Here is a 24,473-nt window from a genome sequence, read left to right on the forward strand (position 1 = left end):
TTATTGGACAGCCACAGCTTCCCTCTCACTATTTTTCACTTTTTTTGTGTTTTCAGTATCTAGGGTGCTCTTGGAATCTAATAGGGTCTCAATAATATATTTGGGTCTTTGTTTTACCTCTTTATATATTTTACCGATATATTCGCCAATGAGCCCCAGTGCTACAAGTTGCAGACCACCTATGAACCAGATGGACAACATTAAAGAAGACCAGCCCCAGACAGTGGTTCCAAGGAGCTTACTAATAATGGTATACACAGCTATTAATAAGCTTATGCCAAACATTGCAAAACCTACCGCTGAGATAAGCCGGATTGGGGTTATACTAAATGAAGTGATTCCATCGAAAGCAAAAGCGAGCATTTTCTTTAAAGGATATTTGGATTCTCCTGCAAAGCGTTCATGTCGATCGTAATAAACTTCAGTAGACTTATAACCTATTAACGGAACTAGACCACGTAAAAAGAGATTTACCTCTTTAAAGTTGCTTAATTCCTGGAGAACTCTTTTGCTCATTAAACGGTAATCCGCATGATTGTATACAATATTGACTCCCATTTTACTCATAACACGATAAAAGCCTTGGGCTGTTGAACGCTTGAAGAATGTGTCGGTGGTTCTACTTTTTCGAACCCCATATACGATGTCATAACCTTCTTTGAACTTTATTATAAATTCTCGGATGGCATTGAGATCATCCTGCAGGTCAGCGTCAACGGATATCACACAATCAGATGTCTCTTTAGCTTCCATTAACCCAGATAATAGGGCGTTTTGATGGCCGGCATTTTTTGCCAACTTTAGACCACTGACAAAAGGATTTTTTAGATTATATGATGCTATGATGTCCCATGTTTTATCACGGCTACCATCATCAACAAACAACATTTTACTATGTTTAGAAATGAGCTGGCTCTCTGCCAACTCCTCAAGAATGACCGTAAGTCTGCTTATAGTTTCAGGCAGTACCTCTTCTTCGTTATAACAGGGAATAACTAACGTTAAAACAGGGTTACTGATTATTGAATCCAAAGAACTCTCTCCTCAAATTTTGGCATATCTGGTACTCAAATTTCTATCCTTTTTAGTTTATAATATGGTTTACTTAAATTATATAACATTGCAATGACTAAGTGCTATAATAAACTATTAGCAATTTACAAACGTTAATCGAATTATTGAATAATTTAGTAAGTTTTGTTGAAAAGGAGTTTTAACCTATGAAAATCCGTAAAGCGATTATTCCTGCTGCGGGATTAGGAACCCGGTTCCTTCCTGCTACGAAAGCCATGCCTAAAGAGATGCTTCCCATTGTAGACAAACCAACAATTCAATATATTATTGAAGAGGCTGTTGCATCTGGTATAGAGGATATCATTATCGTTACTGGTAAAGGCAAAAGGGCGATTGAGGATCATTTTGACTACTCCTTTGAGCTGGAGCATAATTTGACTGCGAAGGAAAAATGGGATCTGCTCAATGAAGTGCGTAAACCATCGGAGATGGCAGATATCCACTATATTCGTCAAAAGGAACCTAAAGGGTTGGGGCATGCCATCTGGTGTGCACGTAAGTTTATCGGTGACGAACCTTTTGCCGTCCTTTTAGGGGATGACATCGTTGAGTCTGAGAATCCGTGCCTCAAACAGATGATAGACGTGTTCGATGAGTATCAGCGTTCTGTTGTAGGTGTAAAACAAGTGGATTGGAACGAGGTACATCGTTACGGCATAGTTGAAGGTCATGCACTTACTTCCAAAATCTCTGAAGCGGAACGATTGGTAGAAAAGCCAAAGAAGGAAGAAGCAACCTCCAACTTGGCGATCATGGGACGTTATATCTTGACGCCTGATATTTTTGATATCCTGGGTCAGCAATCTGCGGGAGTAGGCGGGGAGATTCAGTTGACGGATGCATTGTCCAAACTGGGAGAAAAGAATCCGATCCTGGCCTACGAATTTGACGGGAATCGCCATGATGTTGGCGAGAAATTGGGATTCATTGAAACAACGATCCATTATGCTCTACAGCATAACGAAATCAAGGATGAAGTACTGGCTTATATGAGACAGGTTATTGAAGATATTGATCAACAAAAATAAACACCTCACCAAACCTCTCTTTCTCCAAATAAAAAAGAGACTACCGGATGATATAACATCATCTGATAGTCTCTTTTTCTATACTATTTCTCCGATTTTAACTGAGCAATTTGCTCCCTCTCCTTCGGATCAGCTTTAATCAGCTTATCGTACAATGCTTTGTCATCCTGTCCCTGCTGTTGCAGAGCAGCGATATAGTAGCGGGCGACCTCACGATTCGTAGCATCACTCAAATCGTCCTTCAGACCGTTTTTCAGGATGCTGGCAGCCTCTGCAGGCTTGCCTGACATGAATTCAATTTTGCCAGTGCTGAGCGCAATACCTGGAGTTACCTCAAAAGTACGTGTCAACTGAATTTCAGGTGGAACCGTCTTAATATGAGCTACCCCATCCAGAACCTGCTGGTATGCAGCAAGGCCTGCTTGGAAATATTTCTGCTCCTTGGCGGTGTCCTTCTGTTCACGTGCCTTATCACCAATAGAGTAGGCTTGAGTAATCAACATGTTGTACCAGTCATTGTCCCATTTGAAGTTGGAAATGTTATTTTCCAAAATACTGAAGGCTTGCTCATGCTCACCTTTTGCTTTTAAAAGGTTAACTTTGGAGTTATACATGATTTTATTATACGGTTCTGCCTTCAGGCCCGTATTAAGTACCTCTATTGCAGCATTATAAAATTCCTCTTTTTTCGTTTGATCATACACATTCTTGTACAGTGCAGCCAAACTTATAACCGAATCTGGGTGCGTAGGACGAAGTTCAAGATCCTTATTAATGGCACTTTGGATTTCCTCAAAAGATGTGCTGACCGCCATGATCTGTTTGGCAGATGTGGCAGCATTGGCCGATTGCACGAAGCGGAGACCTGCAAAAAGCACCACAATGCTTAGAATGCCGATGACTGCACTATACATGATTCGGAAACCAGAAGTACTCATGGACAAGCGTCTAAGAGGTTTGCTGTCCATAGCAGCGGTCATACCACCAAGACTCATAAATATCAGTATGCCCATGAACACGTAGCTCAGATTAAAGTCCAGCAAGCTATGAAGTAAGATCGAGAGCGCCAAAATGAGATACAGAAAGTGAGAATCCCGTTCTTCATCATTTTGTCTAATATAGTTACGGATATATTTGTAGAAAATAAATAAGATGAATGACATGAAAATTACAAAACCGAGAATACCAACCTCAACCAGATACTGCATGAAGAAGTTATGGGCCTGACGGCTTGTGTAAGGATAGTCTTGGTATTTCTCATATAAAGTAGCCCAACCGCCGCCGCCGGTGCCAATAACAGGATGATCTTTAATCGATTTGGCAGCATCCTGATAGAATACAAGTCGTTCCAGTACACTATGCTGCCGGAAATTGATATTTTCAAACCGGACCTGGACGTTTTCTGGTAGTACGCTGCGCAGGCCAGTTCCAATAAACAGAAAAGCCAGCAAGCCAATCACGACAACTGATCCGACAGGCAGCCATAGGTTGGATAACTTACGGGAAGTCCAGCCTGTGAGGGCACTTTCCAACTTCGGTGCCAGATAACGTTCAACAAGCCACAGTACAACAGCTACAGCAAGGGAGACCCCAATAAGTAACCCCCAAGCCTTCGCAGCCTCACCACCGTTGTAGGCCTTATTGAGTTGTAATCCCATATTTGTAATTGGCGCCAAGATAGATATTGACGCTACACCAGCAATGGCGCAATGCAAAATCCATATAATTTGGCGTGCAGGTTTAAGGAAAAGCAAGAGCAGCACGAAAACGACTGGCAACATAACCAGACCGCCCCGTGACAAGGTCAGGAATAACGAGACCAGAATAGGCACCAACATGAAGCCGTGAATAGCCTTGCCATACCATAGTTTTGATTTCATCAGACAGAAAACGGCAGCGAATAGGAAAGCCATTAGAAAAGCGGCATATGTATTCGCATATTGAAACACGGATGTCAGCCGGAGACCATTTGTATCTGTCATAACTGCATTGGTATAACGATATTGATACACATATTGGGTAAACCAGCCTACCATCTTGCCGGCAATTACCCACTGTCCGAACCAGTTAATAAAGCCAAAGCCGACAATGACATAAGCAACAGTCATAATCAGGTTGTGAATAATCTTATTGCCTAAGCGATCTTGTAGTAGATAGATTGAGATGATAAACAGGGCGGCATATATGCACTGTACCACCACCATATTCATGGCCAAGTAATGCGAAGCTGCTGAAGTCAGTGAAAGCACATAAGACAGGGGAAGCAGTAGTACTAATACAGCCAGCCAATCCCTTTGCTCTTCCAGCTTGAATTTTTTATAATAGGTTACAATTCCTAAAATCAATAGAATCGTGCTGATGATCAAAGCCCAATACAAAGGCTTCTCAAAGTCGAGCATTTGACCATTAAAAAGCGCAGCCTGGAAGGGGGCCCAAGCTAAAAACAGAATCATGCCAACAATTAACACCCAAAACATAGCCGGCCTTTTATCGTCACGGGTCGACGTTTTGGCCTGTTTCCCGTATACTGGATTCGACAAGGTTTACAATCTCCTTTTCTTGTAGATACGTCAACATTTTAGCATATCGTAGCTGTTAGAGCCATATCGCAACAAAGACCATACCAAATTTTTACAATGTTTGATTGTAAGAGACTTACCAAACCATGTTTAAGGTCGTGACACACTCGTATGAATTTAACTGAAAACTTATCAAAAAATTTAAAGTTACTCTGGGAATTGTCTAAAAAAGATATTAAATCTAGATACCTTGGTTCGTTTATGGGGGTACTCTGGGCTTTTATACATCCTATGGTATCTATACTTGTTTATTGGGTCGTATTTCAGGTTGGTTTTAAAAATGTACCTATTGGAGATACTCCCTTTATACTTTGGTTATTAACAGGAATGGTGCCTTGGTTATTCTTTTCTGAAAGCTTAGCAACTGCAACCAATAGTATTATAGAAAACAATTATTTGGTAAAGAAGATTGTTTTCCGAGTTGGTTTGCTGCCGATGGTGAAAATTTTGTCAGCTCTGTTTGTACATGTATTTTTTATCATTGTTCTTTTCATTATGTTTAAAATCTACAATGTTGAATTTACGATTTATAACATTCAAATCCTTTATTATTTATTAGCCACGATTTTTCTTTCCTTGTCCATTTCTTACATAACAGCGACATTAGTTGTTTTTGTAAAGGATGTTGGTCAAGTTGTTGCGGTATTTATTCAGCTATTCTTTTGGCTTACGCCGATCTTTTGGAATTTAAATATTGTTGAAGATAAGTATCAGTTTTTCTTTAAACTAAATCCTGTTTTTTATATCGTCGAAGGATATCGGGATACTTTTATTGATCACAAATGGTTCTGGGAGCATCCATCAATGACGATCTACTTTTGGGCTATTGTGATTATCGCAGGTACTATAGGAATCAAAATTTTCAAGAAAATGAAATCTCATTTTGCAGATGTATTGTGAGGAGAAAATGATGAATCAAACAGAATCAGTTGCTGTGGAAGTTAATAATGTCACTAAAATATATAAAATATATGATAATCCCAATGAGCGATTAAAAGAGGCCGTTCATCCCTTTAAAAAAAAGTATCATTCTGAATTTAAGGCCATCAGTGACCTGTCCTTTTCCATAAATAAAGGACAAGCGATTGGTATTATTGGTAAAAATGGTTCTGGAAAATCGACTCTTTTAAAGATGATCACAGGCGTGATTACTCCCACCAACGGAAGCATTAAAGTGAATGGGAAAGTTGCTGCTCTTTTGGAATTGGGCGCGGGTTTTAATCCGGATTTAACAGGAATGGAAAACATATATTTGAATGGAACCCTTATGGGGTATAGCAAAATAGAGATGGATGGTAAACTTGAATCTATTGTATCCTTTGCGGATATCGGGGACTTCATTAATCAACCAGTCAAAATGTACTCCAGTGGTATGTTTGCCCGTTTAGCCTTTGCAGTAGCTATCAATGTTGATCCGGATATTTTGATTGTAGATGAGGCCTTGTCTGTTGGAGATATTTATTTTCAGGCAAAATGTATTACCAAAATGAAAGAGCTCTCCAAAAAAAGTACGGTTTTATTTGTCTCTCATTCCATGGATACCATTAAAAGTTTTTGTGATACAGCGTTGCTGATTGATAAAGGACACATGGTCGAAATTGGTCCAGTGAAACGTGTAGCACAAATTTATGAAAATATTGTTAACCAGGAAATTGCAGATATGAAACGTGTTCAATCTTTGGATGTATTTGTTAATTCCGAAACAGATAAGAAGAGTTCGCTGTTGCTATTAGAAGAGGATCCTGCTTTTGCAAAACGTGCCAATGAGTTTCGTTCTGGAACGGGAGATGCGCGCTTTATAAGAGCGGACTTGTTAGTCAATGGAGAAGTTGTGAACCAGGTCCCTTTTGGCGAAATGGTTACTTTGCGTTTATTGGCACAATATTATAAAGATATAGATTCTGAGGGAACTATTGGCTACATGGTTAGAAACCATACTGGTGTCGATGTGTTTGGCATGAATATCTATAATAAAGCAAAATTAGTTCCGAAAATGCAAGCGGGAGGCATTCTGGAGGTTAACTTTAATTTCCGTAATCTGTTATCTGAAAGTGGTAAATACACCATTTCTATTGGTTTGAAGCCTAAGCCTTTTGAGCCTCTTTATCTGGATAGCGTAAGTATAGCAGCTGTATTTGAGGTTCCTAAGCCCGAGAATAATTACGTACCAGGATTAATATTTGTAGATAACACAATAGATTTGCAAGTCATTAATTAAGGCTGGTGATAAAATGTGTGGGATTTTGTTTTCTAATGTAGCCATAAATAAAGAAGTATTTCTTAATTCTTTAAATATAATGAAACACCGGGGGCCTACGGCCCCACTTTGTGTATATCAGAGTGAAAACTTTATGCTGGGGCATAACAGATTAAGTATCTTAGATTTGGATCGGAGAAGTGATCAGCCCTTTTTCTCTGATGACGGAAGATATGTGATTATATTTAACGGAGAGATCTATAATTATAAAGAATTAGCCTCCAGCTATTCAATTCAAATGAGAACAAACTCAGATACTGAACTTTTATTGAAGCTTTATATTCAATATGGTCCCCAAATGTTGAATTGGCTTAATGGAATGTTCAGTTTTATTGTTTTAGACATCCAGCAGAAATCATTTTTTGTAGCACGAGATCGTATGGGAGTAAAGCCGCTTTATTACAACAGATATGGGGAAGAGTTCATTTTCAGTTCTGAAATTGCTCCATTGCTCCCATTAGTCCACCACATTTCTATAGATCAAGAAGCCGTAAGACAATATAAAAAGATGAGATGCTTTTTTAATGATCGTACTATCTATAATGAAATAAAAGAGTTTCCACCAGGATATTATTACGAGAATGGCGAATTTATTAAATATTGGGAAATTGATTACTCTGAAAAAGAACCTCCTTCCGATGAGGAACTTGAATTTCTAATTCGCTCTGCAGTAGAGTACCGTAAGATCGCAGATGTTGAAATTGGAAGTTACCTAAGCGGGGGATTGGACAGTACGATTATTACCGCACTTGCCAAAGTAGAGCATACTTGGACTGTTGGTTTTGAAGATTATAATGAGTTTCAGTGGTCTGAAATCGCAGCAACAAGATACAATACCATTCATCATCCGATATTGTTTGAACCTGATCACTTTTTATCATTAGCTCGAGAGCTTATAACTGTAAAAAAAGAGCCTCTGTCTGTGCCCAATGAAGTGTTACTGTATCATATGACTCAGCAAGCATCTGCTAAAAATACAGTCATATTAAGTGGAGAAGGCGCTGATGAGCTTTTCTTTGGGTATGACCGCATTTTCAGATGGGCTAGTAGCACTACAGACTTCGATATCCGAGCCTTTAGTGAACTCTACACCTACGGATCTGAAGATGATATAGAGATTGTAGAAGACGCTTTGGCACCTTTCATGAAGTTAAAGTCGCCTCAAAAAATCGTAGCTGCATTCTTTCAGCAAGCCCATTTGAGAGGGTTACTTAAAAGACTGGATAGTGCCTCAATGTTAAATTCCGTGGAAGCAAGATCTCCTTTCTTGGACTATAGATTAATTGAAAGGCTTGCAGGTGTAAATTCTCTGTACAAAATGAAGGATGGGGTTGTTAAGGCTCCTCTCAAGAGAATTTTTAAAGATATTGTCCCTGCAGAGATTGTAAACAGAAAAAAGGTGGGTTTTCCTGTTCAACTTGAAAAAGTCCTATCTTCTGAGAAAATTGAAGGGAAGACGACATTCGACAAATGGTTTAACTTCAATTTAACTACGTTAGGAGAAATCTTATGATTATCGGCTATACTTCCGGGGTCTTCGATTTATTTCATATTGGGCATTTGAATTTGTTGAGAAATGCTAAATCACTCTGTGATAAACTCATTGTTGGTGTGACGACAGATGAGTTAGTTTCCTATAAGTACAAAAAAGCAGTAATTCCTTTTGAGGAAAGAATTGAGATTGTCAGAAACATCAGCTTTGTTGATACTGTAATTCCTCAGGACTCCATGGATAAATTTGAGGTTTGGCAAAAATTAAAATATGACGTAATGTTCGTTGGTGATGATTGGTTTCAAAATGAACGTTGGGACCAGTATGAGTTGCAGTTTAAGGAAGTTGGAGTGAAAATTATATATTTTCCCTATACGAAGAGTACATCATCGACTTTACTGAATGAGACATTACTGAAATTAAGAAAATAAGTATAAGATTTTTGCCTGAAAGGAAGAGGTTTTGCAGTGAATATGAACAGATCTATAGCTTTTGTCATTCACAATCTAGTTTTATATGAAACGATTAAGCCTTTAATTGAGGAGTGTGAAAGAAAGCAGATCGTTTGTGATATTTATGTCCCTCACATTGAAGAAGAAGATTGGGGAGACATGTCCTTAGATACCTATCATTATTTGAAGAACAATGGTATAAAAGTGACTCTAACAAGCTCTGTACCTGACAAGGCATATAAAATAGCCTTCTATCCTTATCTCCCTTATTATTTGGAAGTTAAGTCCGATTATAAGTTTAGATATCAGTATGGAATGGCTAAGCCAAACTGGAATTTAGACACATGGAGTCGAAATTTCGATTTTATCTTTTGTAATGGGCTGTATGATTCCTCGGTTCTGGCAGCGTACACTCAGACTGAAATCGTAGGAATGATTAAATACGCCAAATTTCAAAGGAAGAAGCGCGAAACGGATAAATATAATTTGCTTTATTTGCCTACGTATGGGAATGAGTCGTCTATTGAGCTTGTTATGAACCATATTGAAGAAATATCAGATACCTTTAATATGAAGGTGAAATTGCATCATGGCACTTCTTTTTTGGAGCATGATCGGGTTAGTCTAGTTAAGTCTCATATTCCTGATGTGCTTGATCATAAGGCTTCTCTTGTTCATTTAATAGAGGAAGCTGATGTGATATTGTCTGACGGCTCTGGGGCTATATTTGATGCGCTGTTTACGGACACTCCAATTGTAATATTCCAACATCCCCAAACAGAATCTTTCGAGGGGATTTTACCTTTGGAAGAACAAATAGTTCAGCAAAATATTGTTCCTTTTGTGAGCGATAACGGCAATATTAAACAAACCTTACTTAATGCAATCTTAGATGAACAACTAATACAACAAAGAAGGAAATTTACTTTAGAGATGTTTCCGGTTAAAGGAAGAGAGACGATAGATAAGTGTATGGATGTAATTAGCAGATTTCTAAAAGATGACGTGGACCATGCTTATAGAGCAGGGCATACACGCCTGAATAATGAATTTAATGAATTACAAGCTCATAATCATGCTCAAAGCCAAGAAATAGAGCAGCAAAAACAACACATTGTTGAGCATATGGATCAGATTAACACATTGATTCAAACGCGAGATCATCAGGAAAATGTAATAAGTAGCATGTCAGCAGATTTTAAATCCCTGTCTGAAAAGAAAGACGAATTAGAACAGAAATATGTTCAACTTACACAGGATTATAATAACGAAAAAAACAACTTGGATATATTAAATCATCAATATAGACAACTATTTGGTCAATATAATGAACTGAACACCCAGTTCAGTGAGTTGGAAGAATATAATGGAAGACTGTCTACAGAGATTCACAATATTTATAACTCTAAAAGGTGGAAAATGGCGAATAAACTTAAACATATCTTACACAAGTCCAAAATGATATATGTTCTTAAGGGATATAGAGTATGGAAAAGTTATGGCACCACTATCTTACTGAAAAAGATAAAATCTAAAGTGTCGAATAAGCTTAAAAGAACGAACGCGGGGGATCAGCCGATTGATCTACGTAAAGATGAAGGGAATTACAATCAGTTATTAACCTGGTATGAGTATAAATTTTACAATTATAAAGTATCTAAAGATAACTCATTTTCTCTGGAGCTTGATAAGTTCGAGATTAAATTTGAGAAGGATCTTATATCGGTCGTCCTTCCTGTATATAACGGTGAGGATTATGTATCAAAAGCTATTGATAGTATTCTGCAGCAATCTTACAAGTATTTTGAACTCATTATTATTAACGATGGTTCAAAAGACTCAACGGCAGAAATTATTGATGAGTACGCTAAAGCAGATCATCGTATCAGAGTAGTTCATCAGGAAAATCGTAAAATACCAAGAACATTATCCAGAGGTTTTAAACTAGCCAAGGGTGAATATCATACGTGGACAAGTGCAGATAATATCCTCCCTGAAAATTTCCTGGAGAAGATGGTAGCTGATCTTAAAAGAGATGAAAATATTGGTATGGTATATGCGAACATGAGGTTAATCGACTCTGCTGGTCAAGTGATTTCCAACCATGGCTGGTATGAAGAACCACAGTTCAGTGGCAATGTTATGCTGCCTAAGTCTGCATTGGAGTTAAACGTATATCCTAACAATACGATTGGTGCAGCTTTTATGTATAGGGCCAAGGTAACCCAGTTATTGGGTGACTATTCTAGTTATAAGCATACCCTTGAGGATTATGATTACTGGATGAGAGTGAACTCTCTATTTGAGCTCAAACATGTGACGTTCGATGAGCCTATATATGATTATCGCTGGCACGATAAGTCACTGACCGCTTTAGATCAAGAACTAGGCATCACCTCTAACAGATATAAACTCATGGTACTTGATGATTTTAGAAGAGATTTTTATCTGACCCCATTAGTATGGATCATTGAGGGAGATGCTACTGAAGTTGGTGAGTTTAAGAAGTATGTTCTTGCTAAAGGACATACTGTGGTTGGAAGAGATGAAGTGAATACGATTATTGGTCTTAATTTGGCAACGCCTATTTGCTATTTATATATAAAAACAGGCGAAGTCCATGATTTTGAATTTATTGATTCTAATGCTTTATCGTCTATGTATGCACTGCTTATAGATAAATCAGAGCATACAACAGATACATTTGTAGCTAACTATCCGTGGGATCTGAAAATAAAGGATACAATGAATGGTGAAACAGATAGCAATTATGACTTTTTTGCACAGGATACGGAAGTTCTGTTCTCTCTTATAAATACGAAGGTTAAGAACGATCACTTGTACCGTATTGAGGCGGTCATTGAAAGTGAACCCGTTTATAATAAGAGATTATCAGTTATTATTTGTACTTACCAGCGGAGTGAAAAGCTATCGAATGCGATTAAATCTGTCATAGAACAGTCGTTGGATAAAGCAGACTATGAAATTATCGTTGTAAATAATGATTATTTGAATGATGAGATTCATCATTTGGTTCGTGAGTTCAGAGCAACCTGTAATATTGACGAATCCTTCCTCCGATATATGGAGGCTCCATTAAAAGGTCTTTCCTTTGCGCGTAATGTTGGTTTATTTGGGGCAGAAGGAGAGGTCATACTCTATATTGATGATGACGCTATTGCAAACTCTAACTTGCTTGAGGAAACCATCAGAGGGTTCTCAGATCGTCCCGATATCGGGGTCATGGGTGGGAATATCATACTCAATTTACACGAGGAACGGCCTGAAGTGGTTAAACCAGGTACTGAAGCATACTGGAGTCAGCTTATCGTGGAAGGCGAAGAAATTATCGATTCTAATTTTCAGTGGGAGTTCCCTTATGGAGCCAATTTTGCAGTTAGACATGCTGCGCTAATGCGAATTGGGGGCTTTAGAAGCGCCTATGGGCGTAAAGGAAACAATTACGCTGGAGGAGAAGAAATTGTTGTATCTTTTGCTATGAGAGAAATCGGCTATAAGGTTGGTCTTAATCCTAAAATGAAAGTCATTCATGATGTGGACACCTCCCGATATACTGTTGAGCATGTTAGAAAGACAATGCGAAACAGTATTTTAACTAATTACCAATTGCAAAAGGATCTGTATGCGCCGATGGAATCGGATATTGAGGCAGATAAGAATCACCTCGAAATTGTTAAAGCTGAATTAGATCATTTGCAGAAGATTCCGACTAAAAATCGAGACGTTGAAATTGATATTCTGTATAAACAATACACAGTTGAAGCGTATGAAGAATTAATACAAATGAAGGAAAACGATATAAATTCCCGAAAACAGTTGGCAAGAGCATATAGATAATTAATAAAACTTTAAAGGCGCCTCTTTTATAAAAAAATAAGGGGCGCCTTTATTAGTATGGAGCGGTTAAATGAAAATTTTATATTTCTCTCCAATCTATTGGAATGATTTAAAACAACGTCCGCAACATATGGCCGAAGAGTTTGCTAAAATGCCGGGGGTTCACATCACCTTTGTAGAACCATCCATTAGCATACTTAATAGTATTGTAAGGCAGAACTCAGATTATAAGAGAAGAAATCAAACCATAAATGATAGTCTTCAAATATTCAGGCCTTCGGGCAGTCTGAGATTGCCTAGAAGCTTTGAAAGCCTAGACATATTCCATATGAATCAATGGTTTGAAAAAAGGCAGTTGGAAGATTTAGTTTCCAGTGCAGATATCATTTGGTTAGGAAGTCCAGTCTTTTATCCTCTTATTAAATCAAATAATAATAAGAAGATTGTGTTTGATCGAATGGACGACTATGTATTTCTAACTAACAATGCATTAATGAAGAAATTACTCGAAAAGTGGGAAATTGAATTACTTGCCAAGGCGGATCTGGTTATTTCTACAAGTAATCATTTGCATAAGCATTCTCAAACATTATGTAGACAATCTTATTTAGTGAAAAATGCTGTGGATACAGCTATACTAAACATAAATGTAGATAGCTTGGTTGCTGATGAATTGAGACGTTTAAAGCAAGAGGGCTACTATATTTTTGGCTATGTGGGAGCGATTGACCACTGGTTTGATGTAGAAGCGGTTAAGGCTATTACTGATTTTGATGAGAAATTTGTTGTATGTTTGGTTGGGAGAAATAACCTGAACTATAATTTTGAACAGCATAATAGGATTAAATATTATGAGACTGTTCCTAAATCAGAAATTGGTGCGATTATTAATGCTTTTGATATTTCTTTATACCCCTTTTTGAGGAATTCGGATAGAATTGATACGATCAATCCAGTAAAAGTTTATGAGTATTTGAGTTTTAATAAAGTGATATTAGCGGTGGATAGCGAAGAAACAAGGCTCTTAAATCAGGAAGGGATTTATCTATATCATAGTTTAGAGGAAATAAGAAAATATCTAATGGATATAGATACCCTACAACGCCCTTTTTATGATCAAGAGCAACTGGAAAACTTCGTAGTCCATAATAATTGGGAAGCTCGTGCAAAAACCATTATGGAGCTACTTATAAAAGAGCTTCAATAGGAGGAACTTAGATATGAAAGGGATTATATTAGCTGGAGGGACTGGATCTAGATTATACCCCCTTACTAAAGTTACAAACAAACATTTGTTACCGATTGGTAAATATCCGATGATATATTACTCTATTGATAAACTCAAAAAGGCGAATATAAATGATATTTTAATCGTTACTGGAAAAGAACATATGGGAGATGTGGTCAATCTCTTAGGAAGTGGTGTCGACCTTGGAGTTACTCTGACTTACAAAGTGCAAGATGAAGCCGGGGGGATTGCACAGGCTTTGCTTTTAGCTGAGCATTTTGTTGGCAATGACAAGATGGTTGTTATTTTGGGGGACAACGTTTTTAAAGATGATATCTCATCGTTTGTTGAAAAATTCAAACTTCAAGAATCAGGAGCGAAATTATTACTTCATAAAGTGCCTGATGCTAATCGCTATGGAGTACCAGAACTACAAGGCGATAACATTGTAAATATTGAAGAAAAGCCAGAGGTTCCTAAGAGTGATTATGCAGTTACGGGCATTTATATGTTCAATCACTCTGTATTCAATATCATCAAGACCTTGACTCCTTCAGCAAGAGGAGAATATGAAATAACAGATGTTAATAACGCTTATATTCAACGAAACCAACTTACATTTGATATTTTAGAGAACTGGTGGACTGATGCGGGAACACATAGTTCTTTGATGCTTGCTAACAAATTAGTAAGTGAAATGGGTTATGAGCTGTTTTCTTAGTATTATCATAGAACTAAAGATACCTTATGCTAAATAATTAAGAAAGCGAGTCTATTTAAATGCAAATTGTAAAAGCTCTTCCAACTAGAATAAAGTGGGTGGATGTACTAAAGGGATTGGCGATTATTTTTTTAGTATTCTCACATTTGGTGCCCCATGGTTTTAAAGGTAATGAAATGATGGATAAGAGCTTTATTATAGGCTATTTTTATTCCTTCCATATGCCTCTTTTCTTTTTTGCTTCTGGGTTTACTTCTAATTTTCAGAATTATAAGTTTAGTAGTTTTTTGTGGTCTAAAATCAAAACAATCCTTTTACCATATACGACTCTGTATATATGCTCACTACTGTATTTTGGTTGGATGCATTGGATGGGGATTGTCGGAACGCTCGATCCAATGGTTGTTATTGAAACTTTTTTATATGCAGATGGAGATCACTTAGGTATTCTAAACATGTCTCTTTGGTTCCTACCTTGTCTATTCTTAGCCCAGATCATTTCGTACTTGGTCTTGAAAATTTCGTCCAAAAGAAGTTATATGTATATATTTTGGATATTGCTAACCATACTTGGTGCATTCTTAAGCAAGCTTGACACACATGCACTTCCCTGGTCATTTGGCACGTCAATTAATGCAGCCTCTTTAATTATTTGTGGTTATATATTCAAATTGCATGAACAATATTTTATTGAAAAAATTAGAATTAACAAACCATATGTTGCTTACGCAGCGGGCTTTCTGGGTCTTTTATTATTTTTAATGAATGATAAACCAGGCATGTCAGGAAATTACTATGGACATAATTATGTATTATTTTATCTGTCGGTATTGGCTAGTTTAATATTTTATATATACTTATCCAAAAAAATTGAGTCATCTAGTTTACTGTCCTATTTTGGTAAAAACTCTTTAATTATATTTGGTCTGCATGGATTAATACTTAGCTTCTGGGAGAATATAAATTTTTACGAGAAGTTTTCTGTTACAACAAATATGTATTTAGATGGAATTTCATTTGTTGTTATTTCTACCTTGCTTGTCTTCTTAAGTTGTATTCTTTTTATTGAACTATTTAATAGATTCTTACCTTTCCTGATTGGCAAAAAATTTAGTTCTGGTAGTTCTAATAAAACAGCAACAATTCCCAGTAAGATTGTTTAACGATTAACTTAAAAAGCCCTCGAATAAAAATCGAGGGCTTTTTTGTATGCATCGACATCTGTATTGAATTAGAAAAGATCTGGATTATCAGGGTATATTTTTTTGAATTGTGAACGTATTAGTTCAACTTTTTCCTTCGTGATGGATGATGTCTTTTTTAAGACTATGGCTTTAACGTTATTATCCAGAGCATAGCTCTTTAAAGGTTTATAATTATTTTTAAGAGATCCGTTCATAACCTCTTCTGCGAGTATACCTACAACTTTTTGACCACTTTCACCTAAATGGTATTGTGTAGGTAATGCGATCACGACATAATCGGACTCAAAAAACGACACTGGAAAACCATCTCTTAAATCAACGTGATGGGTCAGATTCATAAATGGAAGAGCGTTGCTATTGTCAGGCATTTCAATCTGTCTGAGTATGTCATCATTAAGAATTCCAGAGCTAGACAGAACATATACCTTATGCTGCTCTGATGAGATTTCCTTAAGATAAGTCGTTAATTGTTTTAAAACAGGTATATCTGTTCTTACTCTAGGTGTTTGTTTAAAGTCACTGAATAAAGAAGAAAAATAGGTAACAGGACGTGCATTTACATTAGTGAATGTTACCAAGAAATTACAAGCGACTAAATAAACTAGAATAACTAAGAAAACATTTTTTGCATATTTTATCTTGGACAAATAGTTTAGAATAAGAATAACGCCACAAATAAATAAAATTAATACGTTCACGGTAAGAAGATAATAATGCTGAGAAGCTAAGCTTTGAATTCTTGTAAAAAGAAAGTACGTAATAAACAAGTTTATAACTAGAAAGATTGATATATACCTAGTTTTACCAATAAATAACAAGCCTATGCAACCAACAAGAGCTATCAGAAAAATGAAGGCACCATAATGATAAAATAAATTGTGTAAGTTACTTAAGACGTCACCAAAATAATAAGCTGAGTAGGCGTTTTTAAAGTTATTGGTAAGGGCTCTTTGAATAAATTCATTGAAGAATATAATAAGAAATAATGCACTTGAAGATCCTATAATGAAAAAATTTAAAATAACCTGCAAGAGCTGCTTGAAGCGAAACTCTTTTTCTAGAATCCATTTGAACAAAAAAGCGATACTGATCGAGCCAAAAAGAGATACGATCCAAAACCCATACCATCTTCTTGTAAATGTTAGTAATACTAGGCAAGCAGCTAAGAGTAAAACTGCTTTTAAATTTAAGCGTTCAAAGTCATTATTAAATAAGATAACAAGCGACAAGCAAATAAAAATAAGTCCTATAGAATCCAGATATCCACCTAACATAGGAGCTATCATAATTGGAAAGGTAAATGTAAGTACAAAGATCATGAAAATGTTCAATTTTGTGTTTAACTGGATTTGATCAGCAATCTTGATACATAATAAGAAAAGTATCAAACAAGAAGGATACAAGAAGCAGGTATAGATTGCCAAGACATAGCTCATGTAGCTTGTACCTAAGAACTTTAATGGTAAAGAGAGAAAGATTGTTGGGAAAACGGAATAATCATCTCTTAAAATGCTTGCATAGATTTGTTTAGAAGCTGCTATAAAATCTGTACTTAAAAGGTTATTAAATTGTATGGATGTATTCCAATAGGCTGAAAAGTCCCAATAATAAATGAAATGTTCCCTTTGAAGGAAGGCGTAAATGAATATTATTCCAACTAGATAACCGCCAAAAGCTAGGTATTGCACCATTATTTCTTTCTTGGCATATGTTAAGATACCACTAATGTGTAAAATGTATGTAGCACCTATGACAAACGACTGTGCAATATTTAGACCGAATAATATGGAAATATAGTAAGAATCGACTTTAAACAATATTAGAATCGGGATAAGTAGCCACGTCAAAACCAAATAGGACCAAACAAAATTTTTATTAACTCTCGATAAATTCAAAAGCATATTCCCTCCCAATATAGTGTGCTTATTAATTTTATAGTAATCATAAATGAAAGTATATACTCAAGATGTTGGAGGTTTCGTGAATGATAATAAAGGAAGTACTTTCAGGTGCAAAAATCACTGAACCCGTGGTTCATGGTGATCACCGTGGTTTTTTTATGGAAAGTTACAATGAACAGATCATGAAAGAAAACGGAATAGACCATGCTTTTATTCAAGATAACCACTCCTTGTCTGCAGAAGCCGGTGTGATTCGTGGTTTGCATTATCAGCTTAATCCTAAAGCACAGACCAAACTCATTCGTGTGCTTTCTGGAGCTATCTACGATGTGATTTTGGATATTCGTAAAAGTTCTCCAACATTCGGTCAATGGGTCGGGGTAATCTTAAGTGAACATAATAGACGTCAGCTACTGGTGCCCAAGGGTTTTGCTCATGGGTTCTGTACGCTTGTTCCTAACACTCAAGTGCTGTATAAGGTAGACGAGTATTATTCACCTGAAAATGATCGTGGAATTCTGTGGAATGATCCAGCACTAGGGATTGATTGGCCAACTTCTCATGCTATTCTTTCAGAGAAGGATCAGAAGCATCCGGCACTGGCCGACGCTGACATTAATTTTGATTAGAGGAATAATAAGATCTAGGAGGTCAGTATGAAACTTCTTGTCACCGGCGGGGCCGGATTTATAGGCAGTAACTTTGTATTGTATATGTTAAAACAGCATCCAGATTATGAAATTGTAAATATAGATGCTCTTACCTATGCAGGTAACCTGGAAAATTTGAAATCCATTGAAAATAACCCCAAGCATAGCTTCATCAAAGCAGATATTACCGACGCACAAGCGATTGACCAACTGATGCAGCAGGGGATTGATGTGGTGGTTAATTTTGCAGCGGAGTCACATGTGGATCGGAGTATTCTGGAACCGGAAGTGTTTGTGAAAACAAACGTATTGGGTACGCAAGTGCTACTGGACGCAGCCAAGAAATATAACGTGACCAAGTTTGTACAGGTATCAACAGATGAGGTGTATGGTTCTTTGGGAGAAACAGGATTGTTTACGGAGGAAACTCCGTTGCAGCCTAATAGTCCTTATTCTGCATCCAAAGCAGGCGGCGATCTGTTAGTTCGCGCATATCATGAAACCTTCGGTTTACCAGTGAATATCACGCGGTGTTCTAACAACTATGGTCCATACCAGTTTCCTGAAAAATTGATCCCGTTAATGATCTCACGTGCATTGAGCGACCAACAGCTACCTGTATACGGGGATGGCTTGAACATTCGCGACTGGTTGTATGTAGAGGATCATTGCAGTGCAATTGATCTGGTCATTCATCAGGGTAAACTGGGTGAAGTATACAATATCGGGGGAAATAACGAGCGGACAAATGTGCATATCGTCAAAACAGTGTTGGAGGAGCTGGGCAAGCCAGAATCTCTGATTTCGTATGTGCAGGATCGTCCAGGTCATGACCGCCGTTATGGCATTGATCCTACGAAGACCATGAATGAGCTGGGCTGGAAGCCAAAGCACTCTTTTGAAACCGGCATTAAAGAAACGATTCGTTGGTACTTGGACAACGAAGAATGGTGGACTCGTATTCAATCCGGCGAATACCAACAATACTATGCAAAGCAGTACGGTTCCCGCTTGGGGGATGCGTAAAATGAAGGTATTGGTTACTGGAGCTTCCGGTCAACTTGGTAAAGATGTAGTAAAGGTTTTTCAGGAGCAAGGACATGATGTCCTGGGTTACGATCGCGAACAATTAGATATCACGGATTTGCAGCAGACGGTGAAGATTGTAGGACAATATCAACCTAATGCCGTAATCCACTGTGCAGCGTATACGGCTGTGGATGCAGCAGAGACTGATGTAGACGGGGCTTATCAAGTCAACGCGGCAGGTACACGTAATATGACAATGGCTGCGGAAAAGGTTGGAGCCAAGCTGGTTTATATCAGCACAGATTATGTGTTTGATGGAACGGCAAAACAGCCATATCATGAGTACGATAATACCAATCCGCAGAGTATCTACGGAAAGTCCAAACGGGCGGGAGAGGTATTGACCCAAACACTTTCCTCTAGGTATTTTATTGTTCGTACATCTTGGGTATATGGATTGCATGGGAACAATTTTGTCAAAACGATGCTGAAGCTTGGACAGGAGAAGCCGCTCCTCCAGGTAGTGAATGATCAGAAGGGTTCACCTACCTATACGGTGGATCTGGCACGCTTTTTGGCGGAATTGATTCAAACGGAGAAGTACGGCATATACCATGCTTCCAATAGCGGCTCCTGTACCTGGTATGAATTTACGCAAGCTATTTTACAGGATGCGGCGGAAATATTAGATGCCAAGATCACAGCGAAATTGGAACCATGCAGCACAGAGCAATTCCCCAGACCAGCAGCGCGGCCACGTAACTCTGTTATGGAGCATATCGCGATCCGAACCAATGGATTGAATGATTTGCGCGACTGGCGTGAGGGATTGCGTGATTTTTTGCAGGAGTGTCTTAGTACATCCGAGTAAATAAAACCTTATTATAAATATCAACAATCTCCCATCAGTTCATGAGTGGGAGATTTTATTATATTAAGGCCTATGTTGATTAAGGACAATGAGCATTATAATGTATAAGCAGATGAAACATATTGTCCCTCTATTGCACATTTTAAAAGAAGGAGGTCATTACTCTGAACAGACCTAACGTACAAATTTTATTATCTACATATAATGGAGCAGCTTACTTAGATGAGCAAATAGAAAGTCTCATCAATCAAAAAGACGTAGAAATTCAGATTCTAATTCGTGATGATGGCTCGACAGATGATACGGTTGCCAAGTTGAGCGCGCTGAAGCAACGTTATCCTCAACAGATTTTTTTATGCCTTGAGAGCAATGTAGGGGTTATTAAAAGCTTTTTTGATCTGATTCAAAGATCGTCTGATACATTCGACTATTACGCTTTTTGTGATCAGGATGATGTGTGGATGCCGAATAAACTTGCTCAGGCTGTGGCACATCTCAGGGAGCAGGATGGGAGCCGACCGCTGATGTACTGTTCTGCTACTCAAATGGTCTCTCAAACATTGGAACCACTCAAAGTATGGCCAGCTGACATCCTACGACCTGTATCCTTCTATAATGCTCTCATTGAGAATGTATGTGTAGGCTGTACCATGGTGATCAATAAAGAAACACTCAAGCTCGTGAAAAAGAGAATCCCAACTTCTTTGGATAATATTATCATGCATGACTGGTGGATTTATTTATGCACTTCCTCTTTTGGTGAGGTTGTTTTTGACCCCGATCCGTACATTTGGTATCGGCAGCATCAAAACAATGTGCTGGGAGGTTCTACGGATGGCTGGGTTAGCAAGTGGAGGAAAAGACTAAGTAGATTTGCAAAAGGAAAAAATCGCTATATTTTAAGCAAACAAGCCCAGCAATTTATTCAGCTTTATGGACAAGACATGTCTCCTCAAATGTATAAAGATATGGATCAATTCCTGGACAGCTACCAAAAGGGTGTGTTTTCTCGTATGAAATATATTTGGCAGTCTCCATTTTACAGGCAGTCACGGTTGGACAACTGGATTTATAAGTTGGTTTTTGTATTGAGGAAGTTATAGAGGTATGGAAAGAAAAAATATTGAAACTTTTTTCCATATATAAGCGTCAAATAGTCAAAGGTGCAAATGAATACTAGATAAAATACCATCGAATGCGTGTTCCTTTATGGAAAAATATAGTATAATTGAAACGTGCAACCGATAGAGCTGCAAAGGGCGGTCGGCTAACTCTCCCGAGGAGGGGGGTGAAGCCTGTGACAGTGTTTGAGGCGCTCAGTTTAATGCTGACGTTCGGGGCGTTAATCGTCACACTGTTAGAGTTTAACAAACGAAAATAGACCGCCCCCGCAAGGAAGGGTCTATTTTCGGCCTGATTGTTCCAAAACCGTCCGCTCTTGGAGCGTTGGTTGCGCAGGGGCTGGCTGGCACCAGCCCTTTTTCCATGTATATCTTACCACGATGAATTTTAGACCTCAACCGAGGATTTTACAAAAATCTAATAAACGACTTCCGATGAACAATATATAGATCGAAATGGTTTCGTTTGTCTATATTTGCACTTTGGAGCGACTGGAATCGAATTTTGTGAAATTCTACTAACTATGTAAGGTTACAAGTTATGTGCTTTTTTGCGCCCCGTGGTCTGCGCGGTATGCTATAATAGGCGATAGTAGAATAGATTACTGAATTTGTCAGGAGCGTTTTAAATATGGATGTAAGCATACTGGTCGTCAACTATAATACGTGTCGATTGACGCTGGATTGTTTGCAATCGGTGTATGCGTCAAAGTCGCAGTACCGATATGAAGTGATTGTGATTGATAATCACTCTAGTGACGGATCTGTTGAGGCTATTCGTGCTGCATACCCGGAGATTACGTTGATAGCCAATAAGAATAATACAGGTTTTGCCAAGGCGAACAACCAGGGGATGGAAGTAGCCAGCGGGCGTTATGTATTGTTATTGAACTCCGATACGTTGGTGCAACCGGACACGCTGGATACAATGATTCAGTTTATGGATACGCATCCGGAGATGGGAGCATCGGGCTGTAAGGTCATCTTGCCGGATGGATCATTAGACAAGGCTTGTAAGCGAGGATTTCCAACGCCGTCAGCTTCTTTTTACTATGCTTTCGGCTGGTCGAAGCGTTACCCGGATAGCCCGAAGTACAATCAATATCAGCTTGGGCATCTAAGCCCGGACGATGAGTATCCTGTAGATGTACTGGTAGGTGCTTTTATGCTGGTGCGCCGGGAGACAATTGACCAGGTTGGGGGCTTGGACGAAACCTTTTTTATGTATGGTGAGGATATTGATTGGTGTTACCGGATTAAGCAAGCCGGGTGGGGCATTTACTACTACCCGCGCACATATATTATTCATATCAAAGGGGGCAGCGCTCGCCGTCGTCCTTTGAAAATTATTTATGAGTTTCATAGAGCTATGTGGGTATTTCATCGTAAGCATTATAAACAGCAATACAGTTGGATCACCAATATGGCTGTATATGCGGGAATTACCGTAAAATTTGGAATGGCCTTTCTAAAAAATAAGTTGTCCGCACCGGTCAAGCCGGACAGCGGGGAACAATCTCGTACTGAGGTGAAAGCATGATACGCAGAAATCAGCGTTTTTTAACCCAATTATATATTGTGGCGGATTTCGCGGTCATTCAATTGTCCTTTCTGATCGCTTGGTTTTTCAAATTTGAAAGTGAATGGATCACCTATAATGAACCGCTTCCTATTCAAGTATATGGAGGCTGGAGCTTAATCTACGGCCTGATTGCCGTAGTGCTGGGGATGTTATTCTCGCTCTATTCGCCCAAACGCAAAAAACGATTTGCAGATGACGTATTCCGCGTCACCCAAATTCATATTGTTGGCCTGTTCGTGCTGTTGAGTGTGATGTTCTTCGTGAAGCAAATCGACATTTCGCGGTCCTATCTGGCGATCTATATGGTTGGGAATGTGCTGCTTATTTTGTTTTACCGGTTCTTTTTGAAGCAAGTTCTTAAAGCTCTCCGTCAAAAAGGGTACAACAAGCAGTTCATGCTTATTCTCGGGGCGGGTACTCTAGGCCAACGATTTTATCATAATCTTGGACAGTATCCTGATCTAGGATACGAGGTCGTGGGTTTTCTGGATGATAAGCGGCATTGGAGTGAAGAGGAAGCGGCGCATTTCCGCCCGATTCTTGGAGGCTTAGATCAATTGGAGGCTACGCTGTCGCGTCTGATGATTGACGAGGTCATTCTGGCGCTTCCGCTGGATGCCCATGATAAGTACCCCAAGATTATAAACATGTGTGAAAAGGCTGGAGTGCGCACGCTTATAATCCCTGACTTTTTTGATTATTTGCCGGCTCGTCCGTACTTTGATAACTTTGCAGGTATGCCGATGATTAATGTACGGGATATTCCACTGGATGTGGCGGGGAATCGATTGTTTAAGCGTCTATTCGATATTTTATTCTCTTTATTCGCGATTCTTCTGACGTCTCCGATCATGCTGGCAGTGGCGATTGGTGTAATGATCACATCCAGAGGGCCCATCATTTTTAAGCAAGAGCGGGTGGGCTTGAATCGTCGCACCTTCCGAATGTACAAATTTCGTTCGATGAAGGTGCTGCCTCCTGGAACTGAAGATACGGGCTGGACGACTGCTAATGACCCAAGACGCACACGTTTTGGTACTTTTATTCGTAAAACGAGTCTCGACGAGCTGCCTCAATTTTTCAACGTTCTGCTGGGTGATATGAGTGTCGTTGGTCCACGCCCAGAACGACCCTATTATGTGGATCAGTTCCGTGAGGAAATTCCAAAATACATGGTGAAGCATCATGTTCGTCCTGGAATCACAGGCTGGGCACAGAGCAACGGCTTGCGTGGAGATACATCTATTGAGGAACGGATTAAGCATGACATCTTCTATATTGAGAACTGGTCGCTCTTATTTGATATTAAAATTATTTTCCGCACGATTCGCAACGGTTTCAAGAACGCGTATTAATACAGAAGCACCCTTCGGTTTAGCCGGAGGGTGCTTTTGCGTCTGGCAGTTGTTTTGAGCATGCGTATGT

The 24,473-nt window shown here is 38.5% G+C and carries 19 protein-coding genes and 1 pseudogene; 17 read left to right on the forward strand and 3 right to left on the reverse strand.

Annotated elements, in window-relative coordinates; translation table 11 throughout:
- On the reverse strand, nt 1-1,032 hold the full coding sequence (locus WA407_RS03025; RefSeq protein ID WP_235306450.1) for a glycosyltransferase family 2 protein: 1,032 nt from the start codon (nt 1,030-1,032) through the stop codon (nt 1-3).
- Between the two features lie 188 nt (nt 1,033-1,220).
- Here WA407_RS03025 and galU point away from each other — a divergent pair, with 188 nt between their 5' ends.
- Nucleotides 1,221-2,102 carry a UTP--glucose-1-phosphate uridylyltransferase GalU gene (gene galU, locus WA407_RS03030; RefSeq protein ID WP_013312210.1) on the forward strand — a complete coding sequence of 294 codons (882 nt, stop codon included), beginning with the start codon at nt 1,221-1,223 and terminating at the stop codon, nt 2,100-2,102.
- A gap of 83 nt (nt 2,103-2,185) precedes the next feature.
- On the opposite strand, the gene WA407_RS03035 is transcribed toward galU, so the two are convergent.
- Nucleotides 2,186-4,642 (reverse strand): O-antigen ligase family protein, encoded by a 2,457-nt coding sequence (locus WA407_RS03035; protein ID WP_235306449.1) that lies wholly within the window; start codon nt 4,640-4,642, stop codon nt 2,186-2,188.
- A 150-nt stretch (nt 4,643-4,792) separates the two neighbouring features.
- Here WA407_RS03035 and WA407_RS03040 point away from each other — a divergent pair, with 150 nt between their 5' ends.
- The 8 genes from WA407_RS03040 to WA407_RS03075 all read left to right on the forward strand — a co-directional run bounded on the left by WA407_RS03040 (nt 4,793) and on the right by WA407_RS03075 (nt 15,852).
- On the forward strand, nt 4,793-5,581 hold the full coding sequence (locus WA407_RS03040) for an ABC transporter permease (RefSeq protein ID WP_235306448.1): 789 nt from the start codon (nt 4,793-4,795) through the stop codon (nt 5,579-5,581).
- A 10-nt stretch (nt 5,582-5,591) separates the two neighbouring features.
- Nucleotides 5,592-6,899, forward strand: coding sequence for an ABC transporter ATP-binding protein (locus tag WA407_RS03045; protein ID WP_028542103.1), 1,308 nt, complete (start codon nt 5,592-5,594; stop codon nt 6,897-6,899).
- 25 nt (nt 6,900-6,924) lie between these two features.
- Nucleotides 6,925-8,451, forward strand: a complete 1,527-nt coding sequence (gene asnB, locus WA407_RS03050; protein ID WP_235306447.1) for an asparagine synthase (glutamine-hydrolyzing) — start codon at nt 6,925-6,927, stop codon at nt 8,449-8,451.
- Entirely contained in the window at nt 8,448-8,861 is a 414-nt protein-coding gene (locus tag WA407_RS03055; protein WP_013312205.1) for an adenylyltransferase/cytidyltransferase family protein, read from the forward strand. Before asnB ends, WA407_RS03055 begins: the two co-directional genes overlap by 4 nt.
- A 42-nt stretch (nt 8,862-8,903) precedes the next feature.
- A complete protein-coding gene (locus tag WA407_RS03060) occupies nt 8,904-12,740 on the forward strand; it encodes a glycosyltransferase (protein WP_336076769.1) in 3,837 nt (1,278 codons plus the stop codon).
- Nucleotides 12,741-12,810: 70 nt separating this feature from the next.
- A complete protein-coding gene (locus WA407_RS03065) occupies nt 12,811-13,947 on the forward strand; it encodes a hypothetical protein (RefSeq protein WP_235306446.1) in 1,137 nt (378 codons plus the stop codon).
- A 13-nt stretch (nt 13,948-13,960) separates the two neighbouring features.
- Nucleotides 13,961-14,689, forward strand: a complete 729-nt coding sequence (locus WA407_RS03070) for a sugar phosphate nucleotidyltransferase (protein WP_061831721.1) — start codon at nt 13,961-13,963, stop codon at nt 14,687-14,689.
- Between the two features lie 59 nt (nt 14,690-14,748).
- Nucleotides 14,749-15,852, forward strand: coding sequence for an acyltransferase family protein (locus WA407_RS03075; protein ID WP_235306445.1), 1,104 nt, complete (start codon nt 14,749-14,751; stop codon nt 15,850-15,852).
- A 68-nt stretch (nt 15,853-15,920) separates the two neighbouring features.
- Here the strand turns inward: WA407_RS03075 and WA407_RS03080 are convergent, their stop codons facing one another.
- On the reverse strand, nt 15,921-17,795 hold the full coding sequence (locus WA407_RS03080) for a hypothetical protein (protein WP_336076746.1): 1,875 nt from the start codon (nt 17,793-17,795) through the stop codon (nt 15,921-15,923).
- A gap of 83 nt (nt 17,796-17,878) precedes the next feature.
- Between WA407_RS03080 and rfbC the strand changes: the two genes are divergently transcribed.
- From rfbC to WA407_RS03115, 8 genes and pseudogenes are all read left to right on the forward strand, one after another.
- On the forward strand, nt 17,879-18,424 hold the full coding sequence (gene rfbC / locus WA407_RS03085; RefSeq protein WP_336076747.1) for a dTDP-4-dehydrorhamnose 3,5-epimerase: 546 nt from the start codon (nt 17,879-17,881) through the stop codon (nt 18,422-18,424).
- Between the two features lie 27 nt (nt 18,425-18,451).
- A complete protein-coding gene (gene rfbB / locus WA407_RS03090; RefSeq protein ID WP_165177570.1) occupies nt 18,452-19,471 on the forward strand; it encodes a dTDP-glucose 4,6-dehydratase in 1,020 nt (339 codons plus the stop codon).
- A 1-nt stretch (nt 19,472) separates the two neighbouring features.
- Nucleotides 19,473-20,345: a dTDP-4-dehydrorhamnose reductase gene (gene rfbD, locus WA407_RS03095; RefSeq protein ID WP_336076770.1), complete on the forward strand. Its 873-nt coding sequence runs from the start codon at nt 19,473-19,475 to the stop codon at nt 20,343-20,345.
- A gap of 242 nt (nt 20,346-20,587) precedes the next feature.
- Nucleotides 20,588-20,791, forward strand: a pseudogene (locus tag WA407_RS03100) (glycosyltransferase); the annotation flags it as partial.
- Between the two features lie 15 nt (nt 20,792-20,806).
- On the forward strand, nt 20,807-21,448 hold the full coding sequence (locus tag WA407_RS03105; RefSeq protein WP_254328322.1) for a glycosyltransferase family 2 protein: 642 nt from the start codon (nt 20,807-20,809) through the stop codon (nt 21,446-21,448).
- Nucleotides 21,449-21,648: 200 nt separating this feature from the next.
- Nucleotides 21,649-21,726, forward strand: a complete 78-nt coding sequence (locus WA407_RS26700; RefSeq protein ID WP_354005523.1) for a putative holin-like toxin — start codon at nt 21,649-21,651, stop codon at nt 21,724-21,726.
- Between the two features lie 371 nt (nt 21,727-22,097).
- On the forward strand, nt 22,098-23,006 hold the full coding sequence (locus WA407_RS03110; protein WP_235306440.1) for a glycosyltransferase family 2 protein: 909 nt from the start codon (nt 22,098-22,100) through the stop codon (nt 23,004-23,006).
- Nucleotides 23,003-24,403: an undecaprenyl-phosphate glucose phosphotransferase gene (locus WA407_RS03115; protein ID WP_336076748.1), complete on the forward strand. Its 1,401-nt coding sequence runs from the start codon at nt 23,003-23,005 to the stop codon at nt 24,401-24,403. Before WA407_RS03110 ends, WA407_RS03115 begins: the two co-directional genes overlap by 4 nt.
- The last annotated feature ends 70 nt before the right edge of the window (nt 24,404-24,473 follow it).

The organism is Paenibacillus sp. 203 (genome assembly GCF_037027525.1).
Taxonomy (GTDB): domain Bacteria; phylum Bacillota; class Bacilli; order Paenibacillales; family Paenibacillaceae; genus Paenibacillus; species Paenibacillus polymyxa_B.

Coding starts and splice junctions, on each gene's coding strand:
- galU (WP_013312210.1), top strand. CDS start 1,221: ATGAAAATCCGTAAAGCGATTATTCCTGCTGCGGGATTAGGAACCCGG.
- WA407_RS03040 (WP_235306448.1), top strand. CDS start 4,793: ATGAATTTAACTGAAAACTTATCAAAAAATTTAAAGTTACTCTGGGAA.
- WA407_RS03045 (WP_028542103.1), top strand. CDS start 5,592: ATGAATCAAACAGAATCAGTTGCTGTGGAAGTTAATAATGTCACTAAA.
- WA407_RS03055 (WP_013312205.1), top strand. CDS start 8,448: ATGATTATCGGCTATACTTCCGGGGTCTTCGATTTATTTCATATTGGG.
- WA407_RS03060 (WP_336076769.1), top strand. CDS start 8,904: ATGAACAGATCTATAGCTTTTGTCATTCACAATCTAGTTTTATATGAA.
- WA407_RS03065 (WP_235306446.1), top strand. CDS start 12,811: ATGAAAATTTTATATTTCTCTCCAATCTATTGGAATGATTTAAAACAA.
- WA407_RS03070 (WP_061831721.1), top strand. CDS start 13,961: ATGAAAGGGATTATATTAGCTGGAGGGACTGGATCTAGATTATACCCC.
- WA407_RS03075 (WP_235306445.1), top strand. CDS start 14,749: ATGCAAATTGTAAAAGCTCTTCCAACTAGAATAAAGTGGGTGGATGTA.
- WA407_RS03080 (WP_336076746.1), bottom strand. CDS start 17,795: ATGCTTTTGAATTTATCGAGAGTTAATAAAAATTTTGTTTGGTCCTAT.
- rfbC (WP_336076747.1), top strand. CDS start 17,879: ATGATAATAAAGGAAGTACTTTCAGGTGCAAAAATCACTGAACCCGTG.
- rfbB (WP_165177570.1), top strand. CDS start 18,452: ATGAAACTTCTTGTCACCGGCGGGGCCGGATTTATAGGCAGTAACTTT.
- rfbD (WP_336076770.1), top strand. CDS start 19,473: ATGAAGGTATTGGTTACTGGAGCTTCCGGTCAACTTGGTAAAGATGTA.
- WA407_RS03105 (WP_254328322.1), top strand. CDS start 20,807: ATGCCGAATAAACTTGCTCAGGCTGTGGCACATCTCAGGGAGCAGGAT.
- WA407_RS03110 (WP_235306440.1), top strand. CDS start 22,098: ATGGATGTAAGCATACTGGTCGTCAACTATAATACGTGTCGATTGACG.
- WA407_RS03115 (WP_336076748.1), top strand. CDS start 23,003: ATGATACGCAGAAATCAGCGTTTTTTAACCCAATTATATATTGTGGCG.